The organism is Sphingomonas sp. P4_D12 (assembly GCF_056401895.1).
Window position 1 is genome coordinate 84,380 of the sequence record NZ_JBFUIL010000003.1, and the last position, 14,398, is coordinate 98,777.

General features: G+C 63.9%; 24 protein-coding genes. 19 read left to right on the top strand and 5 right to left on the bottom strand.

Annotated features, from left to right (window positions below; all coding sequences use genetic code 11):
• Positions 1-216 precede the first annotated feature (216 nt).
• Positions 217-1,827: a putative bifunctional diguanylate cyclase/phosphodiesterase gene (locus tag AC1DSD_RS06300; RefSeq protein WP_478029096.1), complete on the top strand. Its 1,611-nt coding sequence runs from the start codon at positions 217-219 to the stop codon at positions 1,825-1,827.
• On the opposite strand, the gene AC1DSD_RS06305 is transcribed toward AC1DSD_RS06300, so the two are convergent.
• The gene (locus AC1DSD_RS06305; protein WP_478029097.1) at positions 1,802-2,380 is read right to left on the bottom strand and encodes a DUF924 family protein; all 579 of its coding nucleotides are present in this window, start codon (positions 2,378-2,380) and stop codon (positions 1,802-1,804) included. The two genes, AC1DSD_RS06300 and AC1DSD_RS06305, sit on opposite strands and share 26 nt — an antisense overlap.
• Here AC1DSD_RS06305 and mtaB point away from each other — a divergent pair.
• The 6 genes from mtaB (at position 2,379) to AC1DSD_RS06335 (ending at position 7,248) form a co-directional block, all read left to right on the top strand.
• Positions 2,379-3,608: a tRNA (N(6)-L-threonylcarbamoyladenosine(37)-C(2))-methylthiotransferase MtaB gene (gene mtaB, locus AC1DSD_RS06310; protein WP_478029098.1), complete on the top strand. Its 1,230-nt coding sequence runs from the start codon at positions 2,379-2,381 to the stop codon at positions 3,606-3,608. The genes AC1DSD_RS06305 and mtaB overlap by 2 nt on opposite strands.
• The gene (ftsY, locus tag AC1DSD_RS06315) at positions 3,605-4,540 is read left to right on the top strand and encodes a signal recognition particle-docking protein FtsY (protein WP_478029099.1); all 936 of its coding nucleotides are present in this window, start codon (positions 3,605-3,607) and stop codon (positions 4,538-4,540) included. Before mtaB ends, ftsY begins: the two co-directional genes overlap by 4 nt.
• The gene (locus AC1DSD_RS06320; RefSeq protein ID WP_478029100.1) at positions 4,537-5,223 is read left to right on the top strand and encodes an inner membrane-spanning protein YciB; all 687 of its coding nucleotides are present in this window, start codon (positions 4,537-4,539) and stop codon (positions 5,221-5,223) included. The genes ftsY and AC1DSD_RS06320 overlap by 4 nt, the downstream gene beginning before the upstream one ends.
• A gap of 135 nt (positions 5,224-5,358) precedes the next feature.
• Complete coding sequence (locus AC1DSD_RS06325) at positions 5,359-5,661, top strand: hypothetical protein (RefSeq protein ID WP_478029101.1); 303 nt, start codon at positions 5,359-5,361, stop codon at positions 5,659-5,661.
• Positions 5,662-5,713: 52 nt separating this feature from the next.
• The gene (locus AC1DSD_RS06330) at positions 5,714-6,652 is read left to right on the top strand and encodes a cation diffusion facilitator family transporter (RefSeq protein WP_478029102.1); all 939 of its coding nucleotides are present in this window, start codon (positions 5,714-5,716) and stop codon (positions 6,650-6,652) included.
• Positions 6,653-6,654: 2 nt separating this feature from the next.
• Entirely contained in the window at positions 6,655-7,248 is a 594-nt protein-coding gene (locus AC1DSD_RS06335) for a hypothetical protein (protein WP_478029103.1), read from the top strand.
• Positions 7,249-7,312: 64 nt separating this feature from the next.
• Here AC1DSD_RS06335 and AC1DSD_RS06340 read toward each other — a convergent pair whose 3' ends face one another.
• Together AC1DSD_RS06340 and pspF are read right to left on the bottom strand one after the other, a co-directional pair.
• On the bottom strand, positions 7,313-7,924 hold the full coding sequence (locus AC1DSD_RS06340; protein WP_066806251.1) for a superoxide dismutase: 612 nt from the start codon (positions 7,922-7,924) through the stop codon (positions 7,313-7,315).
• 118 nt (positions 7,925-8,042) lie between these two features.
• Positions 8,043-9,050, bottom strand: a complete 1,008-nt coding sequence (pspF, locus tag AC1DSD_RS06345; protein ID WP_478029104.1) for a phage shock protein operon transcriptional activator — start codon at positions 9,048-9,050, stop codon at positions 8,043-8,045.
• 169 nt (positions 9,051-9,219) lie between these two features.
• Here pspF and AC1DSD_RS06350 point away from each other — a divergent pair, with 169 nt between their 5' ends.
• The 12 genes from AC1DSD_RS06350 (at position 9,220) to AC1DSD_RS06405 (ending at position 13,310) form a co-directional block, all read left to right on the top strand.
• Positions 9,220-9,369 carry a hypothetical protein gene (locus AC1DSD_RS06350; RefSeq protein WP_157093879.1) on the top strand — a complete coding sequence of 50 codons (150 nt, stop codon included), beginning with the start codon at positions 9,220-9,222 and terminating at the stop codon, positions 9,367-9,369.
• Positions 9,370-9,462: 93 nt separating this feature from the next.
• The gene (pspA, locus tag AC1DSD_RS06355; RefSeq protein WP_478029105.1) at positions 9,463-10,128 is read left to right on the top strand and encodes a phage shock protein PspA; all 666 of its coding nucleotides are present in this window, start codon (positions 9,463-9,465) and stop codon (positions 10,126-10,128) included.
• 14 nt (positions 10,129-10,142) lie between these two features.
• The gene (pspB, locus tag AC1DSD_RS06360) at positions 10,143-10,412 is read left to right on the top strand and encodes an envelope stress response membrane protein PspB (RefSeq protein WP_478029106.1); all 270 of its coding nucleotides are present in this window, start codon (positions 10,143-10,145) and stop codon (positions 10,410-10,412) included.
• 1 nt (position 10,413) lies between these two features.
• A complete protein-coding gene (gene pspC, locus AC1DSD_RS06365; protein WP_478029107.1) occupies positions 10,414-10,791 on the top strand; it encodes an envelope stress response membrane protein PspC in 378 nt (125 codons plus the stop codon).
• A 28-nt stretch (positions 10,792-10,819) separates the two neighbouring features.
• Complete coding sequence (locus tag AC1DSD_RS06370; protein ID WP_439646753.1) at positions 10,820-11,137, top strand: hypothetical protein; 318 nt, start codon at positions 10,820-10,822, stop codon at positions 11,135-11,137.
• Positions 11,138-11,241: 104 nt separating this feature from the next.
• The gene (locus AC1DSD_RS06375; RefSeq protein WP_478029524.1) at positions 11,242-11,448 is read left to right on the top strand and encodes a hypothetical protein; all 207 of its coding nucleotides are present in this window, start codon (positions 11,242-11,244) and stop codon (positions 11,446-11,448) included.
• A gap of 12 nt (positions 11,449-11,460) precedes the next feature.
• The gene (locus AC1DSD_RS06380) at positions 11,461-11,736 is read left to right on the top strand and encodes a hypothetical protein (protein ID WP_066806263.1); all 276 of its coding nucleotides are present in this window, start codon (positions 11,461-11,463) and stop codon (positions 11,734-11,736) included.
• A gap of 23 nt (positions 11,737-11,759) precedes the next feature.
• Positions 11,760-11,888, top strand: a complete 129-nt coding sequence (locus AC1DSD_RS06385) for a hypothetical protein (protein WP_478029108.1) — start codon at positions 11,760-11,762, stop codon at positions 11,886-11,888.
• 27 nt (positions 11,889-11,915) lie between these two features.
• On the top strand, positions 11,916-12,206 hold the full coding sequence (locus AC1DSD_RS06390) for a hypothetical protein (RefSeq protein WP_478029109.1): 291 nt from the start codon (positions 11,916-11,918) through the stop codon (positions 12,204-12,206).
• 34 nt (positions 12,207-12,240) lie between these two features.
• Complete coding sequence (locus AC1DSD_RS06395; protein WP_478029110.1) at positions 12,241-12,489, top strand: hypothetical protein; 249 nt, start codon at positions 12,241-12,243, stop codon at positions 12,487-12,489.
• Positions 12,490-12,635: 146 nt separating this feature from the next.
• The gene (locus AC1DSD_RS06400; RefSeq protein WP_478029111.1) at positions 12,636-13,043 is read left to right on the top strand and encodes a SufE family protein; all 408 of its coding nucleotides are present in this window, start codon (positions 12,636-12,638) and stop codon (positions 13,041-13,043) included.
• A gap of 93 nt (positions 13,044-13,136) precedes the next feature.
• Complete coding sequence (locus AC1DSD_RS06405; protein ID WP_478029112.1) at positions 13,137-13,310, top strand: hypothetical protein; 174 nt, start codon at positions 13,137-13,139, stop codon at positions 13,308-13,310.
• A gap of 40 nt (positions 13,311-13,350) precedes the next feature.
• Here AC1DSD_RS06405 and AC1DSD_RS06410 read toward each other — a convergent pair whose 3' ends face one another.
• Entirely contained in the window at positions 13,351-13,671 is a 321-nt protein-coding gene (locus AC1DSD_RS06410; protein ID WP_478029113.1) for a DUF2218 domain-containing protein, read from the bottom strand.
• Positions 13,672-13,756: 85 nt separating this feature from the next.
• The gene (locus tag AC1DSD_RS06415) at positions 13,757-14,350 is read right to left on the bottom strand and encodes a PadR family transcriptional regulator (RefSeq protein ID WP_478029114.1); all 594 of its coding nucleotides are present in this window, start codon (positions 14,348-14,350) and stop codon (positions 13,757-13,759) included.
• Between the last annotated feature and the right edge of the window lie 48 nt (positions 14,351-14,398).

A 14,398-nucleotide genomic window follows, 5' to 3' on the forward strand; every position in this document is an offset into this window, starting at 1 on the left:
CGCACAAAGCGCCGGCGGACGAAACCTCGTCGGCCGGCGTCACCACATGGGTGCTCCTTGTCGCGTTCGCAAAGGGAACGGTGCCGGCCCGATAACGGCTCGGCCGGAAAAACGCAACCCGGCCTTAGCCCCTTAACATCTTCTTGACCTCACGATGCCATCAGCAGGGTTGGATAGAGCCGCGGACGCGCGGTGTCGAAGAAGGGGATACGGGGCATGAGCGAACCGGCCGCAGCCCGGCGCGATCTGTTGAGCGGCGCGATCACGGTCGCCGCGATCCTGATGTTCATCGGCACCGGCAGCCAAGTGCTGTCGATGGTCCTGAGCAATTGGATGCACCATGACGGTGGCACCGACCAGACGCTGATCATCGCCCTGCTCCTCAATGTCGCCCTGATCCTGTTCGGCTGGCGCCGTCATCGCGACCTGGCCAACGAAGTCACGGTGCGCACCGCGGCCGAGGAACGTGCCAACGTCCTCGCCTCCAGGGACCCGCTCACCGGCTTCCTCAATCGCCGCAGCCTGGCCGAGGAAGGCGCCGCGATGCTGGTTCGCGCCGACCGCCGTCATAAGGCGATGGCGCTGATGATGCTCGATCTCGACCATTTCAAGACGATCAACGACATGCATGGCCATACCGTCGGTGACGCGCTGTTGCGCGCCGTGGCTGACGAAATGGCGACCGCATTGCCCGAAAGTGCGCTGCTTGCGCGGTTCGGCGGCGACGAATTCGCCTGCGCGATGCTGTTCGATCCGGAAAATCCGGACAGCGTCGAGCGCGTCGCCGAACGGCTGGTGTCGCGGATGGGTCAGCCCTTTCACGTCGAAGGGCTCAACCTTCATGTCACCTGCTCGATCGGCATTGCCCGCAGCGATCGCGACGCGGCAACGATCGACGCTTTGCTCCGCTCGGGCGATATCGCAATGTACGCGGCCAAGAATGCCGGGCGGAATCGCCACGCCTGGTTCGACGTATCGATGGAGCGCGAGCTCCAGTCGCGCAACGAGCTCGAAAGCAGCTTGCGCGTCGCCATCCCGCGCGGCGAGATCGTTCCCTATTTCGAACAGCAGATCGACCTGGTCACCGGACGTCTGACCGGGTTCGAGGTACTGGCGCGCTGGGAACACCCGCAACGCGGCGTAATGATCCCCGACCAGTTCATCCCGATCGCCGAGGAAACCGGCATGATCGCGGATTTGTCGCTATCGTTGATGCGCCAGGCCTTCCTGTCGGCACGCGACTGGCATCCGCAGCTGCAATTGTCGGTCAACATCTCGCCATGGCAGCTCAAGGATCCCTGGCTGGCGCAAAAGATCATCAAGCTGCTCACCGAAACCGGCTTTGCGCCGAGCCGGCTCGAAATCGAGATCACCGAAAGCTCGCTGTTCGACAATCTGGCGATGGCGCAGTCGATCGTCGCCAGCCTGAAGAACCAGGGTATCAAGCTTGCGCTAGACGATTTCGGCACCGGCTATTCCAGCCTCGCCCACCTTCGCGCGCTGCCGTTCGACCGTATCAAGATCGACCGCAGCTTCGTCATGTCGGTCAACCAGAATCCGGAGAGCGCCGCGATCGTCAACGCGATCGTCGGCCTTGGTGAAAGCCTCAATCTGCCGATCACCGCAGAAGGGATCGAGGACAAGGCAATTGAAGAGCGCCTGCGTGGCCTGGGTTGCGCGCGCGGCCAGGGCTATGTCTATGGCCGCCCGCTGACCGCCGGCAATGCTCGCCGCCTGCTCGCCGAGCGCCGCTTGCTGATCGCGCCCGACGCGGTTGACGCCCTATCAGATTCCGATCCCGCTACCAGCCGACGCCTGGCTGGCTGAGATATTCGCGCTCGATCACGGTAGAGCGCCGACCCAATGCACGATTACGCGACGGGAACCGTCCGAATCGCTCGATCACCGCTGCGTGATCGTGCGCGAACCCCAGATTCTGCTCGTCGCCGAGCGCGGTGAAGCGCTCGACGCTGAGTTGCTGCAGCTCCGGATCCTCGGCATGCATCAACGGCATATAGAGGAACGCGCAGCGCTCCGTCGGCAGCTCGCGGTCGAACCCGCGTAACAGTCCGTATAAGGTCAGTTCGCGCGCCAGCCCGTCATGTTCGAATGCCGCGCCCTCGTCGCGGAACATATTGCGCGAGAATTGGTCGATCAGGATGGTAGCTGCAAGCAAGGTGTCGGGCGTGCTGCGCCACCCCCAGGCCGCGCTCTCCACCACTTTCAGCCTTAGCGGTCCGAACCGTTCGGCGATCGCCTCGTCGAGCGTGATCGACTTGACCCAATGCTGCTCCTCGCTCAACTCCTCGAACCAGAAGTGCAACAGGCGCGCCGCCTCGTCGTGGACTTCCCCGCGCTTCGCTCCTAGATCGTCGCCCATGTCATCCCTTCCGCAGCCCGAGGTAATCAGTCTCGGGTGCCGCCTCAACATCGCAGAGAGCGAGACGATCCAGCGCATGCTGGACGGCCGCGATGTCGTCGTGATCAATAGCTGCGCCGTAACCAATAGCGCGGTCAAGCAGACCCGCACCGCGATCCGCCGCGCCCGCCGTGCCCGCCCCGGGGCGATGCTCGCGGTGACTGGCTGCGCTGCGCAGATCGACCCGGCGAGTTTCGCGGCCATGCCCGAAGTCGATCGTGTGATCGGCAATGGCGAGAAATTGCTGCCCGAAGCCTGGGCGTCGAGCGCCGCGCTGATCGTCGGCGACATGGCGCGCGTGACCGAAATCGCGCCGCACCTCGCCATTGCGCTCGATCAGGCCCGCGCCTTCGTCGAGGTGCAAAACGGATGCGACCATCGCTGCACCTTCTGCGCGATCCCGTTCGGACGCGGACCGAGCCGCTCGGCGCCCGCCGGAGCCGTGATCGAAGCGATTGAGCGCGTCGTCGCGGCAGGCAAGAACGAGGTCGTGCTGACCGGGGTCGACTTGACCAGTTACGGCCATGATCTGCCGGGCAGCCCGACGCTGGGCAGCCTGGTCGAGCGTATCCTGACGCGTGTTCCATCCCTTCCCCGCCTGCGCCTGTCCTCGATCGATGCGCCGGAGATCGATGACCGCCTGTTCGAGTTGCTGACGCAGGAAGCGCGCGTGATGCCGCATCTCCATCTCTCGCTCCAGGCCGGTGACGACATGATCCTCAAGCGGATGAAGCGCCGCCACTCGCGCGCGGATGCGGTACGGCTGGTCGAGCGGCTCAAGACGGCACGGCCCGACATCGCGATCGGTGCCGACCTGATCGCGGGTTTCCCGACCGAGGACGAGCCAATGGCGGCGAACAGCCTTGCGCTGATCGACGATTGCGACATCGTCCACGCCCATATCTTTCCTTACAGCCCGCGCGCCGGGACGCCGGCGGCTCGGATGCCGCAGGTTGACCTCGAGTTGCGCCGCGAGCGTGCGGCCAGGCTTCGTTCGGCCTCGGCGCGGCGCAAGGCGGTTTGGCTGGACCGCTTAGTCGGAACCGAACAACAGATCTTGGTCGAGGCACCTGGGAACCGCGGGCATTCGACAGGTTTTGCCGACTTCCGGCTGGACCAAAACCATCGCACAGGCGACATCATCTCCGTGACCATCACCAAGGACCATCTTTTCGGACGCGCCGCATGAGCACCACCCCATCCTGGCATCAGCGCCTGCTCGGCGGGTTCAAGCGGACGTCCGACCGCCTGGTCGGCAACCTCGCCGGTCTCGGCACCGCGCGGCTCGACGATGCGACGCTCGACGATATCGAAGAGGCGCTGATCGCGTCCGACCTCGGCCCCGCCACTGCCAAACGCATCCGCGATCGGCTGGCCGAGGGCAGCTTCGAGCGCGGCATGGAGGAACTCGGCATCCGCCTGGTCGTCGCCGAGGAGATCGAGAAGGTCCTCGAAAAGGTCGCCAAGCCGCTCGAGATCGAAGCCTTTCCGCGCCCCCAGGTCATCCTGGTCATCGGCGTCAACGGATCGGGCAAGACCACCACCATCGCCAAGCTGGCGCATTGGCTGGTCGAGCAGGATTACGGCGTGATGCTGGCGGCGGGCGATACGTTCCGGGCGGCGGCGATCGGCCAGCTCGCGACCTGGGCCGAGCGTGTCGGGGTACCGATCGTCAAAGGTGCCGAGGGCGGTGACGCCGCGGGCATCGTGTTCGAAGGGGTCAAGCAGGCGACCGACAAGGGTATCGATGCGCTGATCGTCGACACTGCCGGGCGCCTACAGAACAAGCGCGAGCTGATGGACGAGCTCGCCAAGATCCGTCGCGTACTCGGGCGCATCAACCCGGCGTCGCCGCATGACGTGATCCTGGTGCTCGACGCCACCACCGGCCAGAACGCGCTCAGCCAGATCGAGGTATTCAAGGAAGTCGCGGGCGTGACCGGGTTGGTGATGACCAAGCTCGACGGCACCGCGCGCGGCGGCGTGCTGGTCGCGGCCGCCGAGCAATTCTGCCTGCCGATCCATGCCATCGGAGTGGGCGAGACGCTGAGCGACTTGCGCCCGTTCGACCCCAAGGAAGTTGCCCGGATCATCGCGGGCGTCGAGGAGCTGGTGCGATGAGCGCGACGAGCAAGAACGGAACCGCCGGCCTGCGCCTGGCGATAGATTATGCGCCGCTGGTGATCTTTTTCCTGGTCAATTTCCTCGCGCCCCAGGCGCTGACGATGAAGCTTGTATCGAGCTTCAGCCACTCGCTGTCGGACCTCGACCAGATGTCGGCGCTGGTAGTGTCACGCGCCATCGTCGCGACGTCCGCCTTCATGCTGGCGACGGTGATCGCGCTGGTGGTGTCGCGGATCAAGCTGGGCAGCATCTCGCCGATGCTATGGATTTCGGGCGCATTGGTGCTCGTGTTCGGCGGGCTGACCATCTATTTTCACGATCCCAAATTCATCCAGATGAAGCCGACCTTCGTCTATGCGGTGTTCGCCGCGATCCTGGGGTTCGGCTTGCTGACCGGCAAACCGCTGCTCGAGCAATTGCTCGGCACCGCTTATCCCGGTCTGTCGCCGCTTGGCTGGCAGAAGGTGACGCGCAACTGGGCGCTGTTCTTCCTCGGCATGGCGATCCTCAACGAACTGGTGTGGCGCAACACCAGCTTCGATTTCTGGACTGCGTTCAAATTGTGGGGCGCGATCCCGATGACCTTCATCTTCGCGCTCGCCAACGTGCCGATGATGATGAAACACGGCCTGATGAGCGAGGTCGGCGACGCGGCGGCGAAAGAACTGCCGCCGGAATGAATATCACGGCGATTTAGTGTTTTTCGGCAGGAACGTTGGCGCGCGTCGCGCCGTTCTAGGACGACCTTGAGCCGCCATCATGCCCATTGGAGCGCGACGCGATATGATACACCCCAACCTGCCGACTAAATCCTCTTGAGTGCGCGGTCGCCGATAGCGGCATGGAGCGGGCTGGCGTTCGATAGCTGGGCTTTGGCCTGGGAAGCGTCGGCCGTGGTCGGCTTGCGTCTCGCAGAAATCGCACGCGGCGACGGCACATTGGCGGAAGCCTCGCTGATGACGTCCGAAAAGATTGCCGCTGCGATCGAACTGCAGGCGTCCTTGGTCGCCGGCGGGCTGACCATGACTCCGTTGCAGGGCGCCGAACGTGCCGTGCGACTTTACCGCCGAAAGGTCCGGGCCAATCGTCGCCGATTGAATGCCTCCGCGCGGAAATAGAAGCGCTCTCCAGGACTAGCCCGACCGACCACTTCATGCTTAGGCGCAGTTCATGAAAGCCGATAACAACCGGGTCTTGATCATCGCATTGGCCGCCAATGTCGGCATCGCGGTCGCCAAGTTCGTCGCGGCGGCGATCACCGGATCGTCGGCGATGCTGACCGAAGGCGTGCACAGCCTGGTCGATTCCACCAACCAATTGTTGCTGATGTACGGGCAGAAGCGCGCCGCCAAACCGGCCGACGCGCTCCATCCCGCGGGATATGGCCGCGAACTCTATTTCTGGAGTTTCGTCGTCGCTCTGCTGGTGTTCGCGCTGGGCGCGGGCGTGTCGGTCTACGAAGGCGTGCTGCACTTCCTCGAGCCGGAGCCGGCGGTGTCGCCGCTGATCGCTTATGGCGTGCTGGCGATCGCTTTTGCGCTCGAGGGTGGATCGACCATCGCAGCGTTCCGTGAATTCAACACAGCGCGCGGCGGTCAGTCGTGGCTGCGGGCGCTGACCTCGACCAAGGACGCGACCACCGTGATCGTGCTGCTGGAGAATGGCGCGGCGATGGCAGGTATCTTGATCGCGGCGGTTGGACTGGCGCTGTCGCAAGTGACCGGCGACCCGCGCTTCGATGGCATCGCGTCGGTCCTGATCGGCCTGTTGCTCGGCGTCGTCGCGATCTTCCTCGCGCGCGAGGCGAAGGGCCTGCTGATCGGCGAAGCCGCCGATCCCGAACTCATCGCCGGCATTCGCCGTGCGGCGACGCGCGAGGGCATCATGGGCGTGGGCGAGATCATGACGATCCACAATGCCCCGACCCAGATCGTCGCGGCGGTCAATGTGGATTTCGACAATCGGCTGAGCGCGGGCGATGTCGAGCGGATCGTCGATGCGATCGAACGCGATTTGCAGGCCGAGTTTCCCAGCATCCATCGAGTCTATGTACGGCCCCATGAGGATGCCGGGATGAAATTGGACGCGCGTGGGCTGATCAGGACGTGACGGTGTACGACCATCGCGCCGGCTCCGGCCGAGCGATGACCGAAGAGATGCGGCACGCATCCTCGACCCTGTTCCGCGGCGCGACCTTCCTTGGCGCGTGCCTGCGGACGCCGATCGCGCACGATGTCGAAAGCGGATTGCCCGCGATCGTCGGCCGCCACCGCGCGAAGGTGATCGGCAACGGGCTGCGCGAACTCGACCGCTTCCTCAACCTGTTGATTGACGCCGCTTCGACCGCGGAGGGGCTGCCCGTCCACCCCGGCCAACGCAACACGGCGAACAAGCTATCCGCATATCGCGCTGCAAAATCGCTCCCTAACGATGACGACGCGCGGTTGCGCGCGCTGGGGCGATCGCGCGACTGCCTCTTCCACTGCGGCGGGCGCGTCCGTCGCGGCGATCGTCGCGACGCGCTGGCGATGACCGTGGGATGGCCCGCACGGGCCGGATACGGCGCGGCGCTCGATCGCGTGATGGTGGGCCAGGATTTGCACGTGACGCGCAGCGATCTCGACGATGTCTGTCTTTTTTATCGCGAGATCGCGCGCAATCTGTGCAGCGGGGTTGGTCGAGTGCCAGTCGCGGCGTTGCGTTGAGGTTCTCCCAACGAAAAAGGGCCCCGCCAACGCGGAGCCCTTCGTTATTCGATCGTAGCGGGGATCAGCCGGCGACGCTGTCGTAGATCCGCCCGGCTTCGTCCCAGTTCACCACGTCCCACCAGGCCTTGAGATAGCCGGGACGGTCGTTCTTGTAGGTGAGGTAATAAGCGTGTTCCCACACGTCGTTACCCAGGATCGGCGTGCCCTTGTCCTTGGCATCGTCCATCAGCGGATTGTCCTGGTTGGGGGTCGAGACGACCTTCAGCGCGCCCGACGAATCCGCGATCACCCAGGCCCAGCCCGAACCGAATTGGCCCGCGCCCTTGGTGTTGAAATCTTCCTTGAGCTTGTCGAGACCGCCATAAGCATCGATCGCCGCGGCCAGCTTGCCCGACGGCTGCGTGGTGCCGGCCGGCGCCATGATCCGCCAGAAGAAGGCGTGGTTCCAGAACCCGCCGCCATTGTTGCGGACGAGCGGCGGCTGCGACGAGATCACGCCGAGGATTTCCTCGATTGTCTTGCCTTCCAGCTTGGGATCGGCGGCGACGCCCTCATTGAGCTTGGCGGTATAGGCCGCGTGATGCTTGTCGTGGTGGAACGTCATCGTCTCCTTGGAGATGGTCGGCTCCAGCGCGTCATAGGCATAGGGCAGCGGGGGGAGTTCGAAAGCCATAAGGATCCTCCGTCTTTTGAGCGGCTATAGGGGAACGTCGCCAAGCGAACGCCCATGCCCGCCAAATGGGTCCGCGATTGTCGTTGCGCAAGCGATTCCATCGCTCTCGCGGCGCTTTCTATCCCGGCAAAAGGTCGTGACGCCTGAGCGCGTGGCGCAACTGGTCGTAACTCAACCCCAAAGCGTCCGCGGTCTGGCGCTGGTTGAAGCGGTTGGCGGCGAGCGCCTTGGTCAGCACGTCGCGCTCGAAGCGCGCGACCCGGCTCTTAAAATCGCCAGGTTCGCTCTCGCCGGGCGGCGGTGGCGGAGCCGCGACATGGTCGACCATCGGCGCGGGCTGCGCGCCGGCGCCCGGACGATGGGGTGACTGGAACGGATCGAACTCGATATGCGCGATCGGCACATCCTGTTCCCAGCGATAGACCGCGCGCTCGATCACGTTACGGAGTTCGCGAACGTTGCCGGGCCAACGATAGTCGATCAGCGAATCTAGCGCTTCGGGCGAGAAGCCATGCCAGTCACGGTTCATTTCCGCCGCCATGCGCCGTCCGAAATGGTCGGCGAGCACCGGGACGTCCCCTGGCCGTGCGCGCAACGGCGGCAAGGTCACCACTTCGAAGCTCAACCGGTCGAGCAAGTCGGCGCGAAACTGGTGCCGCTCGACCTTTTCGGGAAGATGTTCGTTCGTCGCCGCGACGATGCGGACGTCGACGCGGATCGGATGCGACGAGCCGATCCTCGTGACTTCGCCATATTCGACCGCGCGAAGCAATCGCTCCTGGGCCGCCATGCTGAGCGTGCCGAGTTCGTCGAGGAACAAGGTGCCGCCATCGGCTTCCTCGAACCGCCCCGCCCTCGCCTTGGTCGCGCCGGTGAACGCGCCCGCTTCATGGCCAAACAATTCCGCTTCGATCAGCGTCTCGGGCAGTGCCGCGCAATTCATGATGATCAGCGCCTGGTCCCAGCGCGGACTGAGGCGATGGAGACGCTCCGCAACCAGCTCCTTGCCGGTCCCGCGCTCACCGATCACCAGCACCGGACGGTCTAGCGCGGCGGCGCGGCTAGCGCGTTCCAGCGCGTCGAGAAAGGGTCCCGATTGCCCGATGACCTGCGTCGTCCGTTCCATGCCCACGACTTGGTGTATTTTGCCAATGTTTGGCAAGTGTAAATCGCCAAACGACCTCCACTTCCGAGCAGAAACGGCAGATTTCCGCCGTTTTTAGGAATTGGCACGGCATCTGCAGTTGAGTTGGCATCGCCGGATGTCCGGCACGAAATACTAGGGAGTAAGAACAATGCAGTCGGTTTCAAATGGTCTGGGTCGCACTTTGGTGGTGGTCGCCAGCACCTTCGTTTGCGGTTCGGCGCTGATGCTCGCGGCCGTTGGCCCGGGCCTGGCGCAGGCCAATCCGGCTCCGCAGGTTCCCGTCGCGCTGAAGGCGTGACGGCCAACCGCCGGGGCGGGTTTCCCCCTTGCTTCCCGCCCCGGCGGTCCCACCAATCCGAGTAAAGCGTAAAATCCGAGGAGTAATTTCAACATGGGCATTTTTTCGCGCACCCGCGACATCATCGCCGCCAACTTCACCGACCTTTTGGACAAGGCGGAAGATCCGGCGAAGATGATCCGCATGATTATCCTAGAGATGGAAGAGACGCTGGTCGAGGTTCGTGCCTCCGCCGCGCGCACCATCGCCGACCAGAAGGAAATGCGTCGCCATATCGCCAAGCTCAGCCAGCTCGAGGAAAGCTGGACCGAGAAGGCGGAACTGGCGCTGTCGAAGGATCGCGAGGATTTGGCCAAAGCGGCCCTGGTCGAGCGCCAGAAGGCGACCGACATGGTCGTCGAGCTGAGCCAGCAGATCAGCGTGCTCGACGAGGCGCTCCGGGGTTCGGAAGAGGATATCGCCAAGCTTCAAAAGAAGCTGAGCGAGGCGCGCAACCGCCAATCCTCGATCGCCACCCGCCTGGAAAGCGCGAACAACAAGTTTAAGATCCGCGAGGTCTATTCGGCCGGCCGCACCCAGGACGCCTTCTCGCGCTTCGACGTGCTCGAACGCCGCGTCGATCTGGCCGAGGGCCGCGCCGAAGCGCTCAACCTGGGCGGCGAGCCCAAGACGCTTGAGGAAGAGATCGCCGAACTGAAAGCGTCCGAAAAGGTCGACGCCGAACTCGAAGCGCTCAAAGCTCGCCTCGGCAAGAAATAGGGAAGGACTGAAACATGGAAGACGTCCTTGTCCCGATCATGATCGTGGGGATGCTCTTTATCGGGCTCCCGTGGATCATCCTCCACTACGTGACCAGATGGCGCCAGGCGCCGAAGATCACCAACGAGGACGAGAAACTGCTGGATGAGCTCTACTCGCTCGCCCGCCGCCTCGAGGATCGCGTTTCGACGGTCGAGCGCATCGTCGCTGCCGACCACCCAGACTGGAAAGCGAGCATGCCGCTCGCCGAACCGGCCGACCAAATCGCTTCACGGAGCAACTGACATGTCCGCAAGCCGCACCAAATTCTACCTGGACAAGCAGAACAAGAAGTTCCTGGGTGTCTGTGCCGGTGTCGCCGACTATACCGGGATCGACGTCACCGTTGTCCGGGTCGGCACGGTAATCCTCGCGCTGATAACCTCGGGCTGGGTCATTCCCGCTTATTTCATCACCGCCTGGCTGGCGCCGAGCAAGCCGTTCGGCCTGTATGACGACGCCGAGGATGCCAAGTTCTGGCAAGGCGTGCGATCGAACCCGAGCCGCTCGGCTTCCGAGGTCCGCTCGAAGTTCCGCGACCTCGACCGCCGGCTCGCCGACATCGAGACGCTCTACACCAGCCGCAACACCCGCCTGGCCGACGAGATCGACGCACTGCGCTGATCCGGCCGAACGATAGGGGAGAATTTACGTGGATAAAGGTCAGATCTTCGTCCTGATGATCATCGCAATCGCGACGATCGGCGGCATCATCAAGATGTCGATCAAGGCAAAGCACGGCTATCCGCTGGAAGACCGCAATAACCGCCGCGCCATGCGCCGGGGTTTCGTGGATACCAGCGGCGACCTGGAAGCGCAGCGCAAGATCGAGTTGCTGTCGAACGAGAATGACAAGCTCGTCAGCCAGATCGGCCGCCTGGAGGAGCGCCTGCGCGTCCTCGAACGCATCGCAACCGATCCCGGCGAGCGTGTCGCTCGCGAGATCGACGAACTTCGCAACCGCGACTGAGGAAGCACGAGATGACCGAGTTTTTTGCCACCAACGGCTTCACCATCTTCATGCTTGCCCTGGTGGTCGTGGGTATCCCCGCCGCGCTCGGCATCGGCAGTGAGATGCTCAAGACCTGGGCCCAGCACCGCGAAAAAATGGCGGAGACACTGAATGCCCAGGCCGCCGAGAAGGCCGCGCAATACGCCGCCCATACCGAGCGACTCGAGCAGCGGATGCGCGTCATGGAGCGGATCGTCACCGACCGCGGCCTGGATGTCGCGGAAGAGATCGAAAAGCTGCGCGACGCCCCGTCGCAGCCGCTGAACTAAGGAACCAATGCGGTGATCAACCCTCTGCTCATTCCGATCCTGGGCATCAGCTGCGGCCTGCTCGCGATCTTCGGCGGTGTCTTCGTCAAGCCCTGGCTCAAGCTGCGCGAACGCCAGCTCGAACTCGAAGCCGACAAGGTGGCCGAAAAGGCAGCACAATATGCCGCCCAGACCGAACGCCTGGAACAACGGGTGCGGGTGCTGGAGCGGATCGTGACCGACCGCGGCATCGCAGTCGCCGACGAAATCGACAAGCTGCGGGGCGACGAGCCCCAGCCGCTGAACTGAACAGAAGAGATAGGATAAGAACAATGATCGGCTTAGCAATCTTCGTCGTGATCCTGGCGATCCCCACCGGCCTCGGTGTCTGGCTCGCCGAGCGGGTCGACCGGCCACGCCGCCGCGCCATGCGCGAGGCCGGCCTGCAGCCCGCCGAATAACCCAACGTCTGACGGGAGCCCCCTCAAATGGTCTTCGTTGATATGGTCTTGGGCCTCGCCCTGATGGTCTTCGGCATCGTGTTGGTCGTCACGATCGGCAGCATCGTCCGGGCCAGGATGGGCATCGGCCGCGACACGATGGGGAATGAATTCACCCTGCGTGATCCAGCCCTTGGCGAGGAAAATCGCCAGCTTCGCCACGAGATCACTGGCCTCAAGGACCGCATCGCCGTCCTCGAGCGGGTGATCACCGACACCAACAGCAGCAGTGCCAACCTCGACCGCGAGATCGAGTCGCTGCGCAACCGCGACCGCTGAGGGCGGCCGGGATAATCGAATGGAGACGTCAATCATGACCGACCCCAATCTCTATTTCACCATGGCGGGTGCCGGCCTGGCCGGTCTGGGTATGATCTGCATGGCCTCGCTCGCCGGTTGGCGCGGGTGGCTGGCGCTCAAGGAGCGCGAGATCAACGCTTATGCCGATCATGCCGGGCATGACGGCCCCACGCTTCCCAATGCCAGCGCGCGGATCGAGATCGCGGACCTCAAGGAGCGGATCCGCAAGCTCGAGGCGATCGCGTCCGGGGTGGATCTCTGAGGTCCGCCCCGCCGGCTCCCTGAGCTTGTCTCAGGGCCCGGGTCCGATGGAGATCGCCGCGGCGCGGTCGCGGCGAAGGACCCGGACCTTGAAACAAGTTCAGGGCGACGGTTGGATTGAGTGGCAGGAGCGCTATAGCGCGGACCATGCCGAGTCTTTCCGACCTGCACGACGAATATGAATTCCTCGACGCCGACGATCGCTATCGCCTGCTGATCGATCTCGGCCGCGCGCTCGAACCGATGCCCGACGCGCTCAAGACGGATGCTACGCTGGTGCGGGGATGTTCGGCGTCGGTATGGGTCTATCCTACCATCCGCGACGATGGCGCGCTGCACTTCCTCGCGGATTCGAACGCGGCGATCACCAAGGGCATCATCGCGCTGGTGCTGCTGACCGTGCAGGACCGCCAGCCCGCCGACATCCTGGCGATCGATATCGATGCCGCGCTGGCGCCGTTCGATCTGCGCAACCAGCTCAGCTCGAATCGCACGCAAGGGATCCCGAACATGATCGCGCTGATCAAGGCGACGGCGGAACGGTACGCGGGTTGAACGCGGCAGACCGACGTCGGCTCACGCCGGGATTCTCGTGATGGATTTTCAATGAAGACGATCTAGGGAGCCCGGGAACCCGGGAGATCCATCGTGAAATTCATTCTGCTCAAGTCACGCGGCGGCGACTATCTCGTGGTCGCGGCCAACATTGCCTATCTGCGTGCCGATGAGAACGGCCAAACCAAAGTCGGCATGGTCGGCGGTGACTCGCTACTCGTCGTCGGCAGCATCGAGGAAGTGGCGGAGAAGATCTTGGCGGGCTGATAAAAAAGTCCTCCCCGTCCCGGGGAGGATTTTTGGAACCTCACGCCGCCTGCCAGTCGAAACTCAACGGCGCTTCGCGGAAGGCGAAGCGATCGAGATGGCGTGCGACGGCGCCCTTCAACCCTTCAAGCTGGCCATCGACGCTGGCATCGATGCGGACGTCGAGCGCATCGGCCGATGCATCGAACGTGACCAGCGCATCGCCCGGCCAGTCGGCGCCGCGAGCATCTTTGGGGAAAGTCACGGTGCCGTGATCGGCGGTGAACTCAACCGTCAGATTGTGCTGCCAATGTTTGCACAATTGCTGGAGATATTTGCTGGCGCTCGCGGTCGGCACCTTGGCGGTCGCGGAAACGGTCATGGGGGTCTTTCGATAAGGGGCCGGCGGCCGGGTCGATGCCCAGCCGCCGGCGGAGGATCTGCAAGCGAGTAATGCCGCTCACGCCTTACAGCCGCTCGATCTTCTGCGCCGCCTCGTCGAGCAAGGCGACGACCTGGTGCAAGACCTCGTCATCGACCTCGCCAGAGTCGAGGCGGTTGACCAGCACCTCGCGAAGATTGCCCATGGCGCGGCGGATCGAGGTGGCGTCGACCTTCTGCCGCTCTTCGCCGATCGCGCTCAGCCGGGCGATCAGCGCCGCAACCTGCTCGGCATTGGCCTCGAGCTCGGCAGTGCCGGCCTCGGTGACCGCGAACAGCTTCTTGGCGCCCTCGCTCTGTTGCGCCTCGATCAGACCCATATCGTCGAGCAGAGTGATGGTCGGATAGACCACGCCTGGGCTCGGCGCATAGGCACCGCCAGTCAACTCTTCGATCTGGCGGATCAGGTCATAGCCATGGCGCGGCTCGTCGGCGATCAGCTTGAGCAGGACGAGACGAAGCTCGCCGCCGTCGAACATGCGCCGCGAGCGGCCTTCGCCGCGACCCTCACGGCCGCCGCCGAAACCGCGGCCATGCCAGCCGCGATGCCCCCAGCCACCGCGCATTGCGTGATGTCCGGGATGGCAGCCGCGGCCGCCGTGATGATGATGGAAAAACATGGATTCTTGATTCCTTGGGTGTTTCATGATGAACTCAAGATATATCTT

Bases quoted from the DNA above. Each gene is read 5' to 3' on its own strand.
- AC1DSD_RS06400 (WP_478029111.1), top strand. From the start codon at position 12,636: ATGCCGAGTCTTTCCGACCTGCACGACGAATATGAATTCCTCGACGCC.
- pspF (WP_478029104.1), bottom strand. From the start codon at position 9,050: ATGGAACGGACGACGCAGGTCATCGGGCAATCGGGACCCTTTCTCGAC.
- AC1DSD_RS06385 (WP_478029108.1), top strand. From the start codon at position 11,760: ATGATCGGCTTAGCAATCTTCGTCGTGATCCTGGCGATCCCCACCGGC.
- pspB (WP_478029106.1), top strand. From the start codon at position 10,143: ATGGAAGACGTCCTTGTCCCGATCATGATCGTGGGGATGCTCTTTATC.
- AC1DSD_RS06305 (WP_478029097.1), bottom strand. From the start codon at position 2,380: ATGGGCGACGATCTAGGAGCGAAGCGCGGGGAAGTCCACGACGAGGCG.
- AC1DSD_RS06300 (WP_478029096.1), top strand. From the start codon at position 217: ATGAGCGAACCGGCCGCAGCCCGGCGCGATCTGTTGAGCGGCGCGATC.
- ftsY (WP_478029099.1), top strand. From the start codon at position 3,605: ATGAGCACCACCCCATCCTGGCATCAGCGCCTGCTCGGCGGGTTCAAG.
- AC1DSD_RS06330 (WP_478029102.1), top strand. From the start codon at position 5,714: ATGAAAGCCGATAACAACCGGGTCTTGATCATCGCATTGGCCGCCAAT.
- AC1DSD_RS06350 (WP_157093879.1), top strand. From the start codon at position 9,220: ATGCAGTCGGTTTCAAATGGTCTGGGTCGCACTTTGGTGGTGGTCGCC.
- AC1DSD_RS06375 (WP_478029524.1), top strand. From the start codon at position 11,242: ATGCTCAAGACCTGGGCCCAGCACCGCGAAAAAATGGCGGAGACACTG.
- pspA (WP_478029105.1), top strand. From the start codon at position 9,463: ATGGGCATTTTTTCGCGCACCCGCGACATCATCGCCGCCAACTTCACC.
- AC1DSD_RS06395 (WP_478029110.1), top strand. From the start codon at position 12,241: ATGACCGACCCCAATCTCTATTTCACCATGGCGGGTGCCGGCCTGGCC.
- AC1DSD_RS06320 (WP_478029100.1), top strand. From the start codon at position 4,537: ATGAGCGCGACGAGCAAGAACGGAACCGCCGGCCTGCGCCTGGCGATA.
- pspC (WP_478029107.1), top strand. From the start codon at position 10,414: ATGTCCGCAAGCCGCACCAAATTCTACCTGGACAAGCAGAACAAGAAG.
- AC1DSD_RS06390 (WP_478029109.1), top strand. From the start codon at position 11,916: ATGGTCTTCGTTGATATGGTCTTGGGCCTCGCCCTGATGGTCTTCGGC.
- mtaB (WP_478029098.1), top strand. From the start codon at position 2,379: ATGTCATCCCTTCCGCAGCCCGAGGTAATCAGTCTCGGGTGCCGCCTC.
- AC1DSD_RS06415 (WP_478029114.1), bottom strand. From the start codon at position 14,350: ATGTTTTTCCATCATCATCACGGCGGCCGCGGCTGCCATCCCGGACAT.
- AC1DSD_RS06410 (WP_478029113.1), bottom strand. From the start codon at position 13,671: ATGACCGTTTCCGCGACCGCCAAGGTGCCGACCGCGAGCGCCAGCAAA.
- AC1DSD_RS06340 (WP_066806251.1), bottom strand. From the start codon at position 7,924: ATGGCTTTCGAACTCCCCCCGCTGCCCTATGCCTATGACGCGCTGGAG.